The sequence below is a fragment of the Pseudomonas sp. Z3-8 genome (genome assembly GCF_051131975.1).
In the GTDB taxonomy this organism is placed as follows: domain Bacteria; phylum Pseudomonadota; class Gammaproteobacteria; order Pseudomonadales; family Pseudomonadaceae; genus Aquipseudomonas.
Genome location: NZ_CP071643.1, coordinates 1,829,084 through 1,846,801, shown reverse-complemented (window position 1 = coordinate 1,846,801; position 17,718 = coordinate 1,829,084). Strand labels below are relative to the sequence as shown.

General features: G+C 63.1%; 20 protein-coding genes. 2 read left to right on the top strand and 18 right to left on the bottom strand.

Going from position 1 to position 17,718, the window contains the following annotated elements; translation table 11 throughout:
• Positions 1-262: 262 nt before the first annotated feature.
• The 11 genes from speE to ccmA form a co-directional block, all read right to left on the bottom strand.
• Positions 263-1,138 carry a polyamine aminopropyltransferase gene (gene speE / locus J3P94_RS08650; protein WP_434572681.1) on the bottom strand — a complete coding sequence of 292 codons (876 nt, stop codon included), beginning with the start codon at positions 1,136-1,138 and terminating at the stop codon, positions 263-265.
• A gap of 132 nt (positions 1,139-1,270) precedes the next feature.
• Entirely contained in the window at positions 1,271-1,678 is a 408-nt protein-coding gene (locus J3P94_RS08645; protein ID WP_305499657.1) for a hypothetical protein, read from the bottom strand.
• 14 nt (positions 1,679-1,692) lie between these two features.
• Positions 1,693-2,895, bottom strand: a complete 1,203-nt coding sequence (ccmI, locus tag J3P94_RS08640) for a c-type cytochrome biogenesis protein CcmI (RefSeq protein WP_434572679.1) — start codon at positions 2,893-2,895, stop codon at positions 1,693-1,695.
• On the bottom strand, positions 2,888-3,361 hold the full coding sequence (locus tag J3P94_RS08635; protein ID WP_434572677.1) for a cytochrome c-type biogenesis protein: 474 nt from the start codon (positions 3,359-3,361) through the stop codon (positions 2,888-2,890). The genes ccmI and J3P94_RS08635 overlap by 8 nt, the downstream gene beginning before the upstream one ends.
• The gene (locus tag J3P94_RS08630) at positions 3,358-3,894 is read right to left on the bottom strand and encodes a DsbE family thiol:disulfide interchange protein (protein ID WP_095963989.1); all 537 of its coding nucleotides are present in this window, start codon (positions 3,892-3,894) and stop codon (positions 3,358-3,360) included. The genes J3P94_RS08635 and J3P94_RS08630 overlap by 4 nt, the downstream gene beginning before the upstream one ends.
• Complete coding sequence (locus J3P94_RS08625) at positions 3,891-5,879, bottom strand: heme lyase CcmF/NrfE family subunit (protein ID WP_305499652.1); 1,989 nt, start codon at positions 5,877-5,879, stop codon at positions 3,891-3,893. Before J3P94_RS08625 ends, J3P94_RS08630 begins: the two co-directional genes overlap by 4 nt.
• 3 nt (positions 5,880-5,882) lie before the next feature.
• Complete coding sequence (ccmE, locus tag J3P94_RS08620; RefSeq protein ID WP_434572675.1) at positions 5,883-6,344, bottom strand: cytochrome c maturation protein CcmE; 462 nt, start codon at positions 6,342-6,344, stop codon at positions 5,883-5,885.
• A complete protein-coding gene (ccmD, locus tag J3P94_RS08615) occupies positions 6,341-6,517 on the bottom strand; it encodes a heme exporter protein CcmD (RefSeq protein ID WP_007939192.1) in 177 nt (58 codons plus the stop codon). The genes ccmE and ccmD overlap by 4 nt, the downstream gene beginning before the upstream one ends.
• Positions 6,514-7,269 (bottom strand): heme ABC transporter permease, encoded by a 756-nt coding sequence (locus J3P94_RS08610; protein WP_434572673.1) that lies wholly within the window; start codon positions 7,267-7,269, stop codon positions 6,514-6,516. The genes ccmD and J3P94_RS08610 overlap by 4 nt, the downstream gene beginning before the upstream one ends.
• A gap of 95 nt (positions 7,270-7,364) precedes the next feature.
• Positions 7,365-8,033 carry a heme exporter protein CcmB gene (gene ccmB / locus J3P94_RS08605; protein ID WP_434572671.1) on the bottom strand — a complete coding sequence of 223 codons (669 nt, stop codon included), beginning with the start codon at positions 8,031-8,033 and terminating at the stop codon, positions 7,365-7,367.
• Complete coding sequence (gene ccmA / locus J3P94_RS08600) at positions 8,030-8,665, bottom strand: cytochrome c biogenesis heme-transporting ATPase CcmA (RefSeq protein ID WP_434572669.1); 636 nt, start codon at positions 8,663-8,665, stop codon at positions 8,030-8,032. Before ccmA ends, ccmB begins: the two co-directional genes overlap by 4 nt.
• Positions 8,666-8,863: 198 nt before the next feature.
• Between ccmA and J3P94_RS08595 the strand changes: the two genes are divergently transcribed.
• Positions 8,864-10,435, top strand: a complete 1,572-nt coding sequence (locus tag J3P94_RS08595) for a flagellar hook-length control protein FliK (protein ID WP_434572667.1) — start codon at positions 8,864-8,866, stop codon at positions 10,433-10,435.
• Positions 10,432-10,761, top strand: a complete 330-nt coding sequence (locus tag J3P94_RS08590) for an EscU/YscU/HrcU family type III secretion system export apparatus switch protein (RefSeq protein ID WP_434572665.1) — start codon at positions 10,432-10,434, stop codon at positions 10,759-10,761. The genes J3P94_RS08595 and J3P94_RS08590 overlap by 4 nt, the downstream gene beginning before the upstream one ends.
• A 1,363-nt stretch (positions 10,762-12,124) precedes the next feature.
• Here the strand turns inward: J3P94_RS08590 and J3P94_RS08585 are convergent.
• From J3P94_RS08585 to J3P94_RS08555, 7 genes are all read right to left on the bottom strand, one after another.
• Positions 12,125-12,520, bottom strand: coding sequence for a DUF2802 domain-containing protein (locus J3P94_RS08585; protein ID WP_305499641.1), 396 nt, complete (start codon positions 12,518-12,520; stop codon positions 12,125-12,127).
• Between the two features lies 1 nt (position 12,521).
• Positions 12,522-13,007: a chemotaxis protein CheW gene (locus tag J3P94_RS08580; protein WP_003199144.1), complete on the bottom strand. Its 486-nt coding sequence runs from the start codon at positions 13,005-13,007 to the stop codon at positions 12,522-12,524.
• A gap of 72 nt (positions 13,008-13,079) precedes the next feature.
• A complete protein-coding gene (locus tag J3P94_RS08575; protein WP_434572663.1) occupies positions 13,080-13,964 on the bottom strand; it encodes a chemotaxis protein CheW in 885 nt (294 codons plus the stop codon).
• Positions 13,965-14,060: 96 nt separating this feature from the next.
• Positions 14,061-14,852 carry a ParA family protein gene (locus J3P94_RS08570; protein ID WP_434572661.1) on the bottom strand — a complete coding sequence of 264 codons (792 nt, stop codon included), beginning with the start codon at positions 14,850-14,852 and terminating at the stop codon, positions 14,061-14,063.
• 49 nt (positions 14,853-14,901) lie between these two features.
• Positions 14,902-15,786: a flagellar motor protein MotD gene (gene motD, locus J3P94_RS08565; protein ID WP_434572659.1), complete on the bottom strand. Its 885-nt coding sequence runs from the start codon at positions 15,784-15,786 to the stop codon at positions 14,902-14,904.
• A gap of 15 nt (positions 15,787-15,801) precedes the next feature.
• Positions 15,802-16,542 carry a flagellar motor protein gene (locus tag J3P94_RS08560; protein ID WP_434572657.1) on the bottom strand — a complete coding sequence of 247 codons (741 nt, stop codon included), beginning with the start codon at positions 16,540-16,542 and terminating at the stop codon, positions 15,802-15,804.
• Entirely contained in the window at positions 16,542-17,678 is a 1,137-nt protein-coding gene (locus tag J3P94_RS08555) for a protein-glutamate methylesterase/protein-glutamine glutaminase (protein ID WP_434572655.1), read from the bottom strand. The genes J3P94_RS08560 and J3P94_RS08555 overlap by 1 nt, the downstream gene beginning before the upstream one ends.
• Positions 17,679-17,718: the final 40 nt, after the last annotated feature.

Here is a 17,718-nt window from a genome sequence, read left to right as displayed (position 1 = left end):
TGCCATTAAATAACCGCTGGCGACAGAGCGCGGGGGATTGTCGACAAGACTTGGTGAAAATTTCGTTCAATGAATATCTGGAAATACAAAAGCACCCCAGCGCCCTTGTGGCGAGGGAGTTTGCTCCCGCTGGGCTGCGAAGCGGCCCCCAACACACGCTGAGGCAACTGGGTGTGTCAGGTAGATCCAGGAGGGCCGCTTCGCGCCCCAGCGGGAGCAAGCTCCCTCGCCACAGAAGCATCTCGCCTCAATTGCCGGGGCCTCAGTCGTTGCTCGGCTTGCTGATTGCCTGCAGCACATACTGCGGCATGGCGAACGCGCCCAGGTGAATCTCGGGGTTGTAGTAGCGCGTCACGATACCGCTGCCAATGAAGCGCTCGCGCAGGGTTTCGCGAGAAAGCTTGCGGTGAGCGGTATCAGTCGAGCCCCAGGCGAAGGTCATGGCGCCGCCGATGTAGGTCGGCACAGCGGCCTGGTAGAAATGCCAGTCGGCGAACAGGCCGTGCAAGCGTCCGGCGGTGGTCTGCACTTCGCCCAGTTGCATGAACGGCGTGCCGTTCTGGGTCACCAGGATCCCGCCTTCGTTCAGGCAGCGATGGCAAGCCTGGTAGAAGTTTTCCGAGAACAGCACTTCGCCCGGGCCGATCGGGTCGGTGGAATCGGAAATGATGACGTCGAATTTCTCTTGGGTGGTGGCGACGAAACGCATGCCATCGTCGATCACCAGGTTCAGCCGCGGGTCGTCGTAGGCACCCTTGGAGTGGTTGGGCAGGAACTCTTTGCACATGTCCACCACCGTGCCATCGATCTCCACCATGGTGATGTGCTCGATGCCGACGTGCTTGGTCACTTCACGGAGCATGCCGCCGTCACCGCCACCGATGATCAGCACGCGCTTGACTGCGCCATGGGCGAGGATGGGTACGTGGGTGAGCATCTCGTGATAGATGAATTCATCGGCTTCGGTGGTCTGGATGACACCATCCAGGGCCATGACCCGGCCCATGCGCGGGTTTTCGAAAATCACCAGGTGCTGGTGCTCGGTGCGCACTTCGTGCAGCAGCTTGTCCATGCGAAAACGCTGGCCATAGCCTTCGTAGAGGGTTTCCAGGTAGTCGCCGGTCGGGGTGGTCGTCATGGTCAGGTGCTCCGATCAATACGCGTTGGCCAGTGAAGGCTCGCAAAGGCGCGCATTCTACGACGCTGGGGATGACAGGTCGAACCTTCTGGTGGCGAGGGAGCAAGCTCCCTCGCCACCAGGGCCCAGGCTTCAGTGAAACTTCTGTCCGAGCCCCGCCGGTACGCCTTCGATGGTGGTCTCTTCCCACGGGCCGTTCGGGCTGACGGAGCGGCTCCAGCCGTTGTTCCAACGATAATAGGTGCGCTGGCGATAGAACGTGTTGGGCTGCTTGTCCAGCACATAGACCCCGAGCTTGGCGTCCCAGTGGCTGTTGCCGCCTGGTGGTGGAGCGAAACTGGCGGATGTGCGCGGCAGCGGCTTGGCCGGTTTGTTCGGGGTCACGGGTTTGCCGGGCGCGGTCGACGGGCCTGGTTTGGTGGTCGGCGTCGAAGGCGGAATCGGTGGCAATGGCGCCGAAGGCTCCGGTGGACGCTGGACCGCACAAGCGCTCAGGCCCAGGACGAGGGTGAGCAGGGTCATACGAGCGATGGCGGTCATGGTGCGAATTCCTGTCATTGGTCCGGACTGTCGATAATCAATTGTTGTAGCGCCGTGGTGCTGCTCGCCAGGGGCTGGCTGCGACCGATCCATTCGCCGGCGGTGGGTTGGCCGGCTCGGGAAATGCGCGCCACCAGTTGGACTTCAGGGAAGTTCGACAGTTTCAGCTGCGGCATCATCGCATCAGCGTCACCCAGCTCGACGCTGGCCGGCAGGTCGGCGACGGTCAGGCGCCTGGCCGCCAACGGCGCGGGCGGGCCGGACACGGCGCGAGCGAAAATGAACACGCTGTCGCCCGGCTGCACCTTGGCTTTGAGGCCCGGATCGAGCTCGACACGGACCTTGAGCAGCGCCGCAGGCTTGGCGACCGGCGCTTGGGCAACCTGGCCGCCATTGGCTTGCAGCTTCTCGGTGGCGCGAGTGATGCCCCCCTGCAACGCCTCCCGCGACTTGTCGCCTTCGGGCAACTGCGCCAGCAGGCGGCCCCAGTAATCGATCGCCTCCTGATAGCGCTCGCCTTCGAACGCGGCGATGCCCAACAGGCCGAGGCTGGTGACTTCCTTCGGATCGAGCTTCAGCGCCTCATCGGTGAGGGCCTGGACCTTGTCCGACCATTTCTTGCCGTCGGCAAAATACTGCGCCTGGGCCCACTGTCCGAGCAGCTCGGGCTGGCGGCCGGCCAGTGCCACGGTGCGCTCGAAGATCTTTGCCGCATCCGCCGGCCGATCCTGCGCCATGTAGGTCCGCCCGAGGAAATACAAACCTTCGGCGGAATCCGGTTGTGCCGCCACCGCGCGCTCCAGGCGCAAAGTCATTTCTTCCATGGACTTGGGCGCCTGGGCGAATTCACGGGTCAGCTCGACCTTGTCGCTTGCGCCGAAATGCAGGTACAGCGCCAGGCCCAATACCGGCACCAATACCGCCGCGAGCAGCGGCAACGGCTTGCCCAGTCGCGATTCGCGCGGCGCCTCGGCGCCCTCGGTGTCGGCGAGCAATTCACGGGCGGCCTCGGCGCGACCGGTGTCCAGTTGCGCGGTGTTGAGCACGCCCTCCTCCCGCTCGGCCTGCAGTTCGGCGACGCGCTCCTGGTACAGCGCCACGTTCAGCGCAGTACGGTCTTCTTCCAACTGGGCGCGACGGCCACGCAACACGGGGATCAACAGAAAACTCAGGGCAACCAGGAGAAGCAGACCTGCGGCGAGCCAGAAATCAATCATGCTTGGTTTTATCCAACAGTTGGTCGAGGCGCTGGCGCTCTTCGACAGAAAGCGTGTCCGGGGCGGCAGTGCGCTGGACCCGGCGGCGACGCACGATCACCGCGATGACGACGAAACCACCGAGCAGCAGCCCGGCGGGGCCGAACCAGAGCAGCGCGGTCTTGGAAGACAGCGCCGGGTTGTAGCGCACGAACTCACCGTAGCGATCGACCATGAAGTCGATGATCTGCTGGTTGTCCTTGCCCTCGCCGAGCATGCGGAAGATCTCCTTGCGCAGGTCGGCGGCAATCGGCGCGTTGGAGTCGGCGATGTCCTGGTTCTGACACTTGGGGCAGCGCAGTTCCTTGGTCAGTTCGCGAAACCGCTCGCGCTCGGCATCGTTGGCAAATTCGTAAGTGTCGATGGCGGCGTGGGCCACACCCGCCAGGCTCAAGCCGAGAACGGCAGCCGCTAACCAGCGCCTCATGGCTTGGCCTCGTCCACCAGCGCCTGATATTTGCCGGCCAGCTTCTCGCGCCAGACCTGTTCGTCGATCACCCCGATGAACTTGTCGCGAATGATGCCCTTGGCGTCGATGAAGAAAGTTTCCGGCGCCCCATAGACGCCCAGGTTCAGGCCGAGGGTGCCCTCTTCATCACGGATGTCCAGTTGATACGGGTTGTGGAATTCGGCCAGCCACTTCAAGGCATCGGCATTGACGTCCTTGTAGTTGACGCCGTAGATCACCACGCCGTTCTGGGCCAGTTTGTTCAGCACCGGATGTTCGACCCGGCAGGAGATGCACCAGGTGCCCCACACATTGACCAGCGCCGGCTTGCCCAGCAGGTCGGCGCGGGTCAGGGTCTTGTCGCCTTGTACCGATGGTAGGGAGAACTCCGGAAACGGTTTGCCGATCATCGCCGAGGGCAATTCGGACGGGTTCAGGTAAAGCCCCCGATACAGGAACACCGCCATCACCAGAAACAGCGCCAGCGGCAACACCATCAACCAACGTTTCATGCAGTGGCTCCCGTCACGCCCAGGGCTTCGCGCACCCGGGTTTTCACTTTGACCCGATAGCGTCGATCCAGCGCAGCCAATACACCGCCCAGGCCGGTGAGCAGGCCACCGAACCAGATCCAGCGTACGAACGGCTTGACGTGGACGCGTACCGCCCAGGCGCCATCACCGAGGGGTTCGCCCAGCGCCACGTAGAGGTCGCGGGTGAAACCGGCGTCGATCCCGGCTTCGGTCATGACCGAGTTCTGTACGGTGTAGAGGCGTTTTTCCGGGTGCAGCACGGTGATCTCCTGGCCGTCGCGAATGACCCGTACGGTGCCCTTGTCGGACGTGAAGTTCGGACCTTCGAAATGCCTGGCGCCCTCGAAAACGAACTGATAACCGCCCAGGTCCATGGACTCGCCCGGTGCCAGGCGCAGGTCGCGTTCGGCGCTGTTCTGGCTGGACAGCACCACACCGAGGGCGCAGACGGCGATCCCCAGGTGGGCGAGCTGCATGCCCCAGTAACTGCGAGTCAGGGTCGGCAGACCTTTGACAAGGCCTTTATGGCGAGTCTTGTCGAAAATATCCCGCACGCCCGCCAGCAATACCCACGCCGCCAGCACGAATGTCGCCAGCACCGCCCAGTTGAAGTCGCCATAAGCGATGCCCGCCACCACGGCCAGGGCGGCGGTGCCGAGCAGCACCGGCGTGAGCATGCCCAGCAGCCATTTGACCGGCGTGTCCTTCCAGCGCACCAGCACACCGATCGCCATCACCACCATCAGGATCGCCATCAGCGGAATGAACAATGCGTTGAAATACGGCGGGCCGACCGACAGCTTGGCGCCGGACAACGCATCGAGCACCAGCGGATACAGCGTCCCGAGGAGGATCATGGACGCCGCCACCACCAGTACCAGGTTATTGCCCAGCAGCAGGGTTTCCCGGGACCAGAGGTTGAAGCCTACCTGGCTTTTCACTACCGGTGCACGCAGGGCGAACAGCGTCAGCGAACCGCCGACCACGAACAGCAGGAACATCAGGATGAATACGCCACGCTCGGGGTCCGAGGCGAAGGCATGCACCGAGGTCAGCACGCCGGAGCGCACCAGGAAGGTCCCGAGCAGGCTCAGCGAGAACGCCGCGATCGCCAGCAGCACGGTCCAGCTCTTGAACACGCCGCGTTTTTCAGTGACGGCCAGGGAGTGGATCAGCGCCGTGCCGACCAGCCATGGCATGAAGGAGGCGTTCTCCACCGGGTCCCAGAACCACCAGCCGCCCCAGCCGAGTTCGTAATAGGCCCACCACGACCCGAGGGTGATGCCGATCCCGAGGAAGGCCCAGGCGACAATGGTCCATGGCCGCGACCAGCGCGCCCACGCGGCGTCGAGGCGACCACCGAGCAAAGCGGCGATGGCGAACGCGAAGGCCACGGAAAAGCCGACGTAGCCCATGTAGAGCATCGGCGGATGGACGATCAGACCGATGTCCTGAAGCAACGGGTTGAGGTCGCGGCCGTCCATCGGCACTTGCGGCAGGATGCGCTCGAACGGGTTTGACGTGAGGATGAGGAACAGCAGGAAACCGATGCTGATCATGCCCATCACCGCCAGCACCCGGGCCAGCATCACTTGCGGCAACTGTCGGGAGAACACTGACACCGCGAAGGTCCAGCCGGCAAGAATCAACGCCCAGAGCAGCAACGAACCTTCGTGGGCGCCCCACACCGCGCTGAACTTGTAGTACCAGGGCAAGGCGCTGTTGGAGTTGCTGGCGACATAGGCCACGGAAAAATCGTCGGCCATGAACGCGTAGGTCAGGCAACCGAACGCGAACAGCATGAACGCAAACTGCCCCCATGCCGCCGGCTGGGCGAGGCTCATCCACAAGCGGTCGCCACGCCAGGCGCCGAGCAACGGCACAACCGCCTGGACCAGGGAAAAACACAGGGCCAGGATCATCGCCAGATGGCCCAGCTCAGGAATAAACAGACCGGCATTCATCGATCAACCCTCCTTCACGGGAGCGGGAGCGGGCGCCGACTGGCCGCTGTCTTTCAGGGCCTTGGTCACTTCCGGCGGCATGTATTTCTCATCGTGCTTGGCCAGCACCTCGTCGGCCACCACCACGCCATCGGCGTTGAGTTTGCCCAAGGCAACGATGCCCTGCCCTTCGCGGAACAGGTCCGGGAGGATCCCGCGATAGGTGATGGTCACGGTCTTGTTGAAGTCGGTGACGTTGAACTTCACGTCCAGCGAATCACCGGAACGCACCAGCGAGCCCTGCTCCACCATGCCGCCAGCGCGGATGCGCGTATCCTTGGGCGCTTCGCCATTGGCGATCTGGGTCGGGGTGTAGAACAGGTTGATGTTCTGTTGCAAGGCGCTGAGGGCGAGGCCGACCGCCGCGCCGACGCCGACCAGGATCGCCAGGATGATGACAAGACGTTTTTTGCGCAGCGGATTCACTGACCGTTCTCCCGACGCAGACGACGCGCCTCTTGTTGCAGATACCGCTTGCGGGCCAGGATCGGCGCCGCCACGTTGAGGGCCAGCACCGCCAGGCAGATGCCATAAGCTGACCAGACATACAGGCCGTGATGGCCCATGGCGAGGAAGTCGCCGAATGACGCAAAACTCATCGAGCGGCCTCCAGGCTGTTCTGTACTTCGGCTTTCACCCAACTGGCCCGGGCTTCGCGCTTGAGCACCTCGAGGCGCATGCGCAGCAGCAGCACCGCGCCGAAGAAGCAGTAGAAACCCAGCACGGTCAGCAGCAGCGGCAGCCACATCTCGACCGGCATCGCCGGTTTTTCGGTGAGGGTGAAGGTCGCGCCCTGGTGCAGGGTGTTCCACCACTCCACCGAGTACTTGATGATCGGGATGTTGATCACGCCGACGATCGCCAGTACGGCGCAGGCCTTGGCCGCGCTGTCACGATTGCTGATGGCGTTGCCCAGCGCAATAAGACCGAAGTACAGGAACAGCAGGATCAGCATCGACGTCAGTCGTGCATCCCAGACCCACCACGAACCCCAGGTCGGCTTGCCCCAGATTGCCCCGGTGACCAGCGCCACGGCGGTCATCCAGGCACCGATGGGCGCTGCGCATTGCAGCGCGACGTCGGCCAGCTTCATCTTCCACACCAGCCCGACCACACCGCAGATCGCCAGCATCACGTAGATCGACTGGGCGAGCATCGCCGCCGGAACATGGATATAGATAATGCGAAAGCTGTTGCCCTGCTGGTAGTCCGGCGGCGCGAAGGCCAGGCCCCAGACCAGGCCGATGCCGATCAGCAACAGGGCGGCGATACTCAACCAGGGCAGCATCTTGCCGCTGATGCCGTAAAACCACTTGGGTGAGCCGAGCTTATGAAACCAGGTCCAGTTCATTGCAGTTTCCATCACGGTTGCGGCTCGTCTTCACGAGCCGCCAGGTCAGCCTTCGCTTCCAGTGGAAGTGGTCAATTCCTGACCAGGCCGCATTATTATTCGCCGACGCTGATCTTCAGGCCAGCGGCTATTGCAAAGGGTGTCAGGGTTATCGCCAGGGCGGTCAGGCTCCCAAGCCACAGCAGATAACCGGTTGCCGGCAGGCCTTGCAGCGCCGCTTGCAAGGCGCCACTGCCGAGGATCAGTACCGGTATGTACAGCGGCAGGATCAGCAGCGCCAGCAACAAGCCGCCACGCTTGAGCCCTACCGTCAGCGCAGCACCCACCGCGCCGAGCAGGCTCAGCACCGGGGTGCCGAGCAACAGTGACAACAGCAGCACCGGCATGCACGCGGCGGGCAAGCCCAGCATCATCGCAAGCAGCGGCGAGAGCAGCACCAGCGCCAGGCCGGAAAAAACCCAGTGTGCCAGTACCTTGGCCAAAACCAGAAGGGCCAGGGGGTGCGACGAAAGGACCCACTGTTCCAGGGAGCCGTCTTCGAAATCACTGCGGAAAAGCCCGTCCAGCGAGAGCAGGACCGACAAAAGCGCGGCCACCCAGACCAGCCCTGGCGACAAGGTTTGCAACAATTGAGTCTCCGGACCGACCGCCAGAGGGAACAGCGCGATGACGATCGCAAAGAACACCAGCGGATTGGCCAGTTCAGCCGGACGCCGACATAGCAGGCGCGCTTCACGGGCAAGCAACAGGCCAAAGACACTCATACCGCCCAGTTCCCCAGGTCAATGCTGCGATAGCCGGCGGGCATCCGGGTCAACGTGTGATGGGTCGTCAACAGCACCATGCCGCCGCTCTCGCAATGCCGGGCCAGGTGTTCTTCGAGCTGCGCGACGCCCTGCTTGTCCAGTGCGGTGAAGGGTTCGTCGAGAATCCACAGCGGCGGGCCGTCCAGATACAGACGGGCCAGGGCCACGCGGCGCTGCTGGCCGGCCGACAGTGTGTGGCTGGGCACATCCTCGAAACCCTTCAGACCTACCGCCGCCAGGGCCTGCCAGATCGCCTCGCGACCGGCCGGCCGGTGCAAGGCGCACAGCCAGCTGAGGTTTTCTTCCGGCGTCAGCAGGTCCTTGATACCGGCGGCATGGCCGATCCAGAGCAGGTTGCGGGCCAGTTCGCTGCGCTGGCTGTCGAGGGGCTGGCCGTTAAGCAGCACCTGGCCGGCGGTGGGTTGCATCAACCCGGCCAGCAGGCGCAACAGGCTGGTCTTGCCGCTGCCGTTGGGGCCACTGACTTGCACCATATCGCCACGCGAGAGTCTCAATTCGAGATTTTCGAAAAGCAGCCGCAGGTCTCGCTCGCAGGCGAGGCCGATGGTTTGCAAGAAAGGACTGGTCAAGGGATCGCGGGCCTTATACGGTTCAAGTCGGCAGTGCAGCGGCCGTTAAAGTGATGCAGCATAGATGCATTGACGGCCCGTTCCACAGAGCTGCGTCAAACAATTGCAAGATTTTCGCCGCTCTCTGGAAGGCGGGCGGCATTATACATGTGAAGCCTCGCTCCAAAGAGCGCTGATTTCCCCAAGGTAAGACCGCAGATGACAGGCGACATGAACATCCCGCCGCTGCCCCAGCCCACGGCAACGACACGCATGCCGGCGGTGACTGGCGAGCTGCTCAAGTTGCTGGCGCCCGCCGAGGGGCTGATCGGCCCGGGCCAGACAGCCAAGGCCGAGGTGTTGTCACTCAAGCAGGCGGACCAGGCCTTCCAGCTGTTGCTCAAGCTGACCCTGGAAAGCGGCCGGCAGGCCACGGTGCAGGCCACCAGCGCCCAGCCGTTGCCGCAAGGTACCAGCCTGGCCGTGACCCAGCCGTCCGCCAGCAACCTGGCGATCACCGTGCAACAGGCGCTCGCGTCCAGTGTCGCCACCCTGACCCGCATCGACACTGCGCAATTGCCCGTGGGCACCTTGTTGCAGGGTAAAGTCCTGACCAGCCAGGCGCTGCCGCAGTTGCCAGGGCAAGCGGCGGTATATCGCTCGCTGGTGAGTTTGCTCAACACCGTCCAGGCCGGCAGCACCCTGGACATCGACAGTCCACAGCCATTGCGCATCGGCACGTTATTGAGCGCTCAGGTGCAGGATGCGCAGACCTTGAAGTTCGTCCCCCTGAGCAACCGCCAGGAGCAATTGGCGGTCAGCCAGCAACTGGTTACGCAGGTGAGCCGCCAGGGTTCGCTGGACAGCTTGCTCACTGCCCTGCAAAACCTTCCCGCCAGCGACGACGCCGGCCCCGAGCTGCGCGCGGCGGTAACGCGCCTGTTGGCCGGTCTGCCAGACGTCCAGCAACTGAGCACACCCAAGGGCCTGGCCCAGGCCATGGTCGCCAGCGGCATGTTCCTGGAGAGCAAACTCCTCGCCGGGCAACCGCCGAGCCTCGCCCCGGACATGAAAGGCGACCTGCTGAAACTGATCGCCCAACTGACACCGGCCCTGCCCGCGTCCACCAATCTCAGCGCCATCATCGCCGCCAACACCCTGGCCCAGGCGCTACCCAGCTTCGTGCGCAGTGCCTTGGGGATGCTTGGCCAGGTCAGCGCCAAGCCGCAACCCACGAGTTTTCCGCTGCCCTCACGCCTGCTCAAAGGCCAGGACGAAGAAGGCGATCTGGAGCACCTGTTGCGTCTGGCCGCAGCCGCTGTCTCGCGCCTGCAAAGCCATCAGTTGTCGAGCCTGGAGCAGACCGGGCTGACCGACGATGGCCGGCTGATGAGCACCTGGCAGTTGGAGATCCCGATGCGCAACCTGCAGGACATCGTGCCATTGCAGGTCAAGTTCCAACGCGAGGAAACCCCTGCCCGGGAGCAGCCGGACGAGCGCCGCGAACCACGCGAAGCGAAACAGCAATTGTGGAAGGTCGAGCTGGCGTTCGACATGGAGCCGCTGGGCCCGTTGCAGATTCAGGCCCAGTTGCTCGGCGGCAGCCTGTCCAGCCAGCTGTGGGCGCAAAGGCCGTACACCGCAAGCCTGATCGAAAGCAACCTGACCGCCCTGCGTGAGCGCCTGGTGACGTGCGGGCTGAACGTCGGCGACCTGGATTGCCACCTCGGCACCCCGCCCCAGGGGCCCAAGACCCGACTGGATCAACGCTGGGTGGACGAAACCGCATGACAACCCATACCGAACCCCGCCAGGCCATCGCGCTCAAGTACGACGGCCACCACGCCCCCACTCTCACCGCCAAGGGGGACGAAGCCCTGGCCGAGGAAATCCTGCGCATCGCCCGGGAAAGCGAAGTACCGATCTATGAAAACGCCGAATTGGTGAAATTGCTGGCGCGGCTGGAGTTGGGCGACAGCATCCCCGAGGAGCTGTATCGCACGATCGCCGAGATCATTGCCTTTGCCTGGAACCTGAAGGGCAAATTCCCCCAAGGCTTCGACCCCCACGCGCAGGATGTCGAAAAGGACGTGACGGACCGCGGGGATGATTACTGACCAGCGACAACGCCACCCCGTGGCGAGGGAGCTTGCTCCCGCTCGGCTGCGCAGCGGCCGCAAAAAGCCTGGGGCCGCTGCGCGACCCAGCGGGAGCAAGCTCCCTCGCCACGGGGGCGGGGTTGGATTGATTATTTCGAACGCCAGAAAAACCTGTGGGAGCGAGCCTGCTCGCGAAGGCGTCCGGTCAGTCAACATCTCCATTGACTGTCACACCGCTTTCGCGAGCAGGCTCGCTCCCACACAGTCACGGACCGCGGGAATGATTACTGACCAGCGACAACGCTCCCTCGCCACGGGGGCGGGGTTGGATTGATTATTTCGAACGCCAGAAAAACCTGTGGGAGCGAGCCTGCTCGCGAAGGCGTCCGGTCAGTCAACATCTCCATTGACTGTTATGCCGCTTTCGCGAGCAGGCTCGCTCCCACACAGTCACGGACCGCGGGGATGATTACTGACCAGCGACAACGCTCCCTCGCCACGGGGGCGGGGTTGGATTGATTATTTCGAACGCCAGAAAAACCTGTGGGAGCGAGCCTGCTCGCGAAGGCGTCCGGTCAGTCAACATCTCCATTGACTGTCACACCGCTTTCGCGAGCAGGCTCGCTCCCACACAGACCTCACGGACCGCGGGAATGGTTACTGACCAGCGACGACGCTACCCCCGTGGCGAGGGAGCTTGCTCCCGCTCGGCTGCGCAGCGGCCGCAAAAGCCTGGGGCCGCTGCGCGACCCAGCGGGAGCGGGGTCTGGGTGGGAATGACTATTTCTGAACGCCAGAAAAACCTGTGGGAGCGAGCTTGCTAGCGAAGGCGTCCGGTCAGTCAGCATCTCTATTGACTGTCACGCCGCTTTCGCGAGCAGGCTCGCTCCCACACAGACGTCGCGGAACACGGGGATGATTACTGACCAGCCACGACGCTACCCCCGTGGCGAGGGAGCTTGCTCCCGCTCGGCTGCGCAGCGGCCGTAAAAAGCCTGGGGCCGCTGCGCGACCCAGCGGGAGCAAGCTCCCTCGCCACGGGGGCGGGGTTGGATTGATTATTTCGAACGCCAGAAAAACCTGTGGGAGCGAGCCTGCTCGCGAAGGCGTCCGGTCAGTCAACATCTCCATTGACTGTCACACCGCTTTCGCGAGCAGGCTCGCTCCCACAAAGACGTCACGGACCGCGGGAATGATTACTGACCAGCGACAACGCTCCCTCGCCACGGGGGCGGGGTTGGATTGATTATTTCGAACGCCAGAAAAACCTGTGGGAGCGAGCTTGCTCGCGAAAGCGTCCGGTCAGTCAACATCTTTATTGACTGTCACACCGCTTTCGCGAGCAGGCTCGCTCCCACAGGGTTCAGGGGGAGAAATAGCTTCAGCCGCCCTTGTGCAACTTGCTCATCAATTCCGCTTCGGCCTGGGTCAGACCACACGCCTGGGTCAGTTCGTCGACGCTGGCGCCCATGCCGACCAGGCGGGCGGCCTGGGCGAAGGACAGGCTGGAGGGGTCGCGCTGTTCCAGCTGCGCCAGTTTGTCCGGCAATGGCCCGACCACGGCACGCAGCTCATGGAGCGCTTCGCCCATGCGCACGGTGCCGTTCTGATAGTCGTCGACCCGCTTGGCCAGGTCGCGGATGCGCTGATCGCGCAGCGCATCGCCCTGGGCCTGCTGAGCGGCGATCTGCCGCTGGCCGCGTATATAGGACAAGAACATTGCCAGCGTGCCTGCCCAGAAAAGGAACAGGACAATGACTGCTACCTCAAGAATCAAATCAGATACTCTCCAGTTCCGACCACTCTTCTTCGCTCATCATCTTGTCCAGTTCAACCAGGATCAGCAACTCGTTGTTCTTGTTGCACACGCCCTGAATGAACTTGGCGGACTCTTCGTTACCGACGTTCGGCGCGGTTTCGATTTCCGACTGACGCAGGTAAACCACTTCGGCGACGCTGTCGACCATGATGCCAACCACTTGCTTGTCGGCTTCGATGATGACGATCCGAGTGTTGTCGCTGATCTCGGCGTTCATCAGGCCGAAGCGTTGACGGGTATCGATCACGGTGACCACGTTGCCACGCAGGTTGATGATCCCCAGCACATAGCTTGGCGCACCTGGAACCGGGGCGATCTCGGTGTAGCGCAGCACTTCCTGAACGCGCATCACGTTGATGCCGTAGGTTTCGTTATCGAGCTTGAAGGTCACCCATTGCAGAATCGGATCTTCAGAACCCTTTTGAGACGACGCCTTATCATTCATACCCTGACCCCTCGAAAAACCGCCTGTGGCGGTGTGTGTTCTGTCCGGCGGCGCCCTGCGCCCCCGGTTGTCTTATTTCGGTTTCTGGACCGGCTTGCTGCCGCCCAGGTGTTTTGCCCCGCCGCTGGCGATCAGCTCCGCCAGTTCGGAAACGTCCAGCAAGGCGCACATGTGTTCGATCACCGTACCGGCCAGCCATGGCCGTTGTCCTCGATGGCTGCGCCATTTGATTTCGTTCGGGTCCAGGCGCAGCGAACGGCTGACCTGATGCACCGCCAATCCCCACTCGTAGCCTTGCACTGAAATCACGTATTGCAGGCCCTGGCGAAAATCATCGCGATAACGGTCCGGCATGACCCAGCGCGCGGTGTCCAGCACCTTCAGGTTGCCGGCCTGGCTCGGCAGGATCCCGAGGAACCATTCCGGCTGGCCGAACAACGGCGTCAATTCCTGCCCCGCCAGGGAATAAATCGATCCCAGGCACACCAGCGGCACCGCCAGGGTCAACCCGGCCACATCGAACAACAGACACTCGAACGGCTCGGCGGCCCAGGCCGGACGGTCGTCGCCCTGCACCGGCGGCGGTGTGTTGCTCGGCGGCGGCAAGTGGATTTCCACTACCGGCGTCACCAGGCCCTGCAACAACGGTGCAACGGTCGAGACCGGCGCCAGGATCGGCGCGGGCGCTTCCATCACGGCTACCTTCGGCTTGACGAGCGGCGCCTCGACCGCTGCGGCAGTCATGGAAATCCGTGCATCACGGGCCTGCTCTTCGAGCACGGCCGCCTGGAACTCGTCCAGTACAGCTTCAGCTTCGGCTTCGACGACGGGCTCGGGCAACGCCTCGGCCGCGCTCGGCGGCGCTGGCAATTCTTCGGTCGCTTCCTGCAAGAGCCCGTCCAGGTAGGACTGCAAGGCCAGTTGCGGACGCGAGGTTGTCTTGATCGGGCGGTTCATGAGAACTGTGCGCCACTTGAAAAGGTTATCGGCATGGATACGTCAGGACTTGAGCGCCCGCAAGCAAGCACAACGGCTGTGGAAAACTTCGTCACTTCAAGCCACCTGCTGCGGAACGAGCTGCTGGGCCAGCAGATGCTTGAGAAGCGCGCGATAGGCCAGGACGCCACGGCTCTTGCCATCGAATTGCGAAGGGGTCACTCCGGCGCGGCTGGCATCGCGCAGACGCGTATCGACCGGGATATAACCTTGCCAGATGTCGTCCGGGTACATATCGCGCAGCACGCGCAGGGTACCGAGGGACGCCTGGGTGCGACGGTCGAACAGGGTCGGCACGATGTTGAACGCCAGGGATTGCTTGCGCGAGCGGTTGACCATCGCCAGGGTGTTGACCATGCGCTCCAGGCCTTTGACAGCCAGGTGCTCGGTCTGCACCGGAATCACCAGTTGCTGGCTCGCGGCCAGGGCGTTGACCATCAGTAGCCCGAGCAATGGCGGGCTGTCGATGATTGCGTAATCGAAATCCTGCCACAGCTGCGCCAGACTCTTGGCGATCACCAGGCCCAGACCGCCCTGCCCGGGCGACTGGCGCTCCAGGGTGGCCAGGGCCGTGCTCGATGGCAGCAGGGAAATCCGCTCGTCACTGGTAGACAGCAACAACTGGCCCGGCAAGCCCTCGGGCACGCTGCCCTTGTGCAGGAACAAGTCGTAGTTGCTGTGCTCCAGGCTATCGGGATCGTAGCCGAAATAGCTGGTCATCGAGCCGTGGGGGTCCAGATCGACGATGACCACGCGCTTGCCCGCCTCGGCCAGCAAACCGGCTAAAGCGATGGAGGATGTGGTTTTGCCCACACCACCTTTTTGATTGGCGACTGCCCAGACTCTCATTCGGATCGTTCCTCCCGGTCGAAACGGGTTCGACCGAGAAATAGCTCGGTTATAAAGCCGGTGACGGAGAATTGACGGCGTTCTGTCTTTCCGGCGACTTGACCGGGGTCGGTGCAGTTTGTGTGCCAGCCCGCTTCAATGCCGCATCGGGTTTTGCATTGGCGGTGCCGGTACCGGTCAGGCTGCGCCGGACATCAAGGTTGCGCGACACCACCAGCACTACCCGCCGGTTGCGCGCGCGCCCTTCGGCGGTGGCGTTGTTGGCCACCGGCTGGAATTCGCCATACCCCACCGAGGCCAGGCGCCCGGGATTGACGCCCTGCATGGCAAGCATGCGCACAATGCTCGCCGAACGGGCCGACGACAGCTCCCAGTTGGTCGGATACTGCGCGGTGCGGATCGGCTGGTCATCAGTGAAACCTTCGACGTGGATCGGGTTGTCGAACGGTTTCAGGATCGCCGCGACCTTATCGATGATATTGAACGCCATGTCGCTAGGCATCGCGTCGCCGCTACCGAACAGCAGGCTGGAGTTGAGCTCGATCTCGACCCACAACTCATTGCCGCGCACGGTCATCTGGTTGGAGCTGATCAGGTCGCCGAACGCCGCGCTGATGTCGTCGGCAATGCTTTTCAACGGATCGCTGCCACCGGCAATGCCAGCATCAACCTGCTCGCTGTCCTTGACCAACGGCTTGGCCGGGGTCGTCGTCTTTGGGCGTTCGTCGCCGATGGGAATCGGCTTGAGAGCACGGTCCGAATCAGTGAAAACGCCAATCAACGCTTCGGAAATGACCTTGTACTTGCCCTCGTTGACCGAGGAGATCGAATACATGACCACAAAAAAGGCAAACAGCAACGTGATGAAGTCGGCGTAGGAAACCAGCCAGCGTTCATGGTTGACGTGTTCTTCACGATGTCTGCGACGTGCCATGTTCCATGTCTCCCATCAGTCCATGAAGCCCTGGAGCTTCAATTCGATGGAGCGCGGGTTTTCACCTTCGGCGATCGACAGGATCCCTTCCAGCAGCATTTCGCGGTAGCGCGACTGGCGCATGGCGATGGACTTGAGCTTGGCCGCGATCGGCAGCAGCACCAGGTTGGCGCTCGCCACGCCATAGATGGTCGCGACGAAGGCCACCGCAATGCCGCTGCCCAGCTGCGACGGGTCGGCCAGGTTGCCCATCACATGGATCAGGCCCATCACCGCACCGATGATGCCGATGGTCGGCGCATAGCCGCCCATGCTTTCGAAGACTTTCGCCGCTTCGATGTCGCGACTTTCCTGGGTGTAGAAATCCACCTCCAGGATGCTGCGGATCGCTTCCGGCTCGGCGCCGTCGACCAGCAATTGCAGGCCCTTGCGCGAGTAGCTGTCGGGTTCGGCGTCGGCCACCCCTTCCAGACCCAGCAGACCTTCCTTGCGGGCGGTCAGGCTCCAGTTCACCACGCGGTCGATGCCGCCGGCCAGGTCGACCCGCGGCGGGAACAGAATCCACACCAATACCTGCATGGCGCGCTTGAAGGCGCTCATCGGCGACTGCAACAGCGCAGCGCCTACGGTGCCACCGATCACGATCAACGCGGCCGGGCCATTGGCCAACGCGCCGAGGTGACCGCCTTCCAGGTAATTGCCACCAATGATGGCTACGAACGCCATGATGATGCCGATCAGGCTGAGCACGTCCATTACAGGCACGCCTCGACCAGATGTTTACCTATGTCGTCCAGGCTGTAGACCGCGTCGGCCAGGTCGGCCTTGACGATTGCCATGGGCATGCCATAGATCACGCAACTGGCCTCGTCCTGGGCCCAGATGGCGCTGCCGCCCTGCTTGAGCAGGCGCGCGCCCTCGCGACCGTCAGCGCCCATGCCGGTGAGGACCACCGCCAGAACTTTGTCGCCGTAGGATTTCGCCGCGGAACCGAAGGTAATGTCCACGCAAGGCTTGTAGTTGAGACGCTCGTCACCTGGCAGGATTTTCACCGCGCCACGGCCGTCGATCATCATCTGCTTGCCACCCGGCGCCAACAGCGCCAGCCCCGGCCGCAGGATGTCGCCGTCCTCGGCTTCCTTGACGCTGATGCGGCAGAGTTTGTCCAGGCGCTCGGCAAACGCCTTGGTGAACGCCGCAGGCATGTGCTGGATCAGCACGATGGGGGCTGGGAAATTCGCCGGCAGTTGGGTCAGGACCCGCTGCAGCGCCACCGGGCCGCCGGTGGACGTACCGATGGCAACCAGTTTGTAGGCCTTGCGCTTGGGTGCCGGCGACGCTGCGCTGGCCGGTGCCGAACGCGCCGGCGCCGGTGCCGGAGCACTGCGTACCGGGGCCGGATTGAAGCTGCTCGACGAGGAAGAAGACGCGGGCGCGGACGTCGGCGCAACAACCGGCGCGGGCGCCGGTGCGCTGTAGGCACTGACCCGGCGATTGCTGCGGGAAATGCTGTGGACTTTCTCGCACAGCAACTGGCGGACCTTGTCCGGGTTGCGCGAGATGTCTTCGAAATTCTTCGGCAGGAAGTCGACCGCCCCGGCGTCCAGCGCATCGAGGGTGACACGGGCGCCTTCATGGGTCAGGGACGAGAACATCAATACCGGGGTCGGGCAGCGCTGCATGATATGCCGCACCGCCGTGATGCCATCCATCATCGGCATCTCGTAGTCCATGGTGATCACGTCCGGCTTGAGCGCCAGCGCCTGATCGATCGCCTCTTTGCCGTTGGTCGCCGTACCGACGACCTGAATGCTGGTGTCCGCCGAAAGAATTTCCGAGACGCGGCGGCGGAAGAACCCCGAATCGTCCACCACCAGGACTTTAACTACCATAAACACTCCGTTAGACGAGGCGCGGCGCCAGGCCGCACCC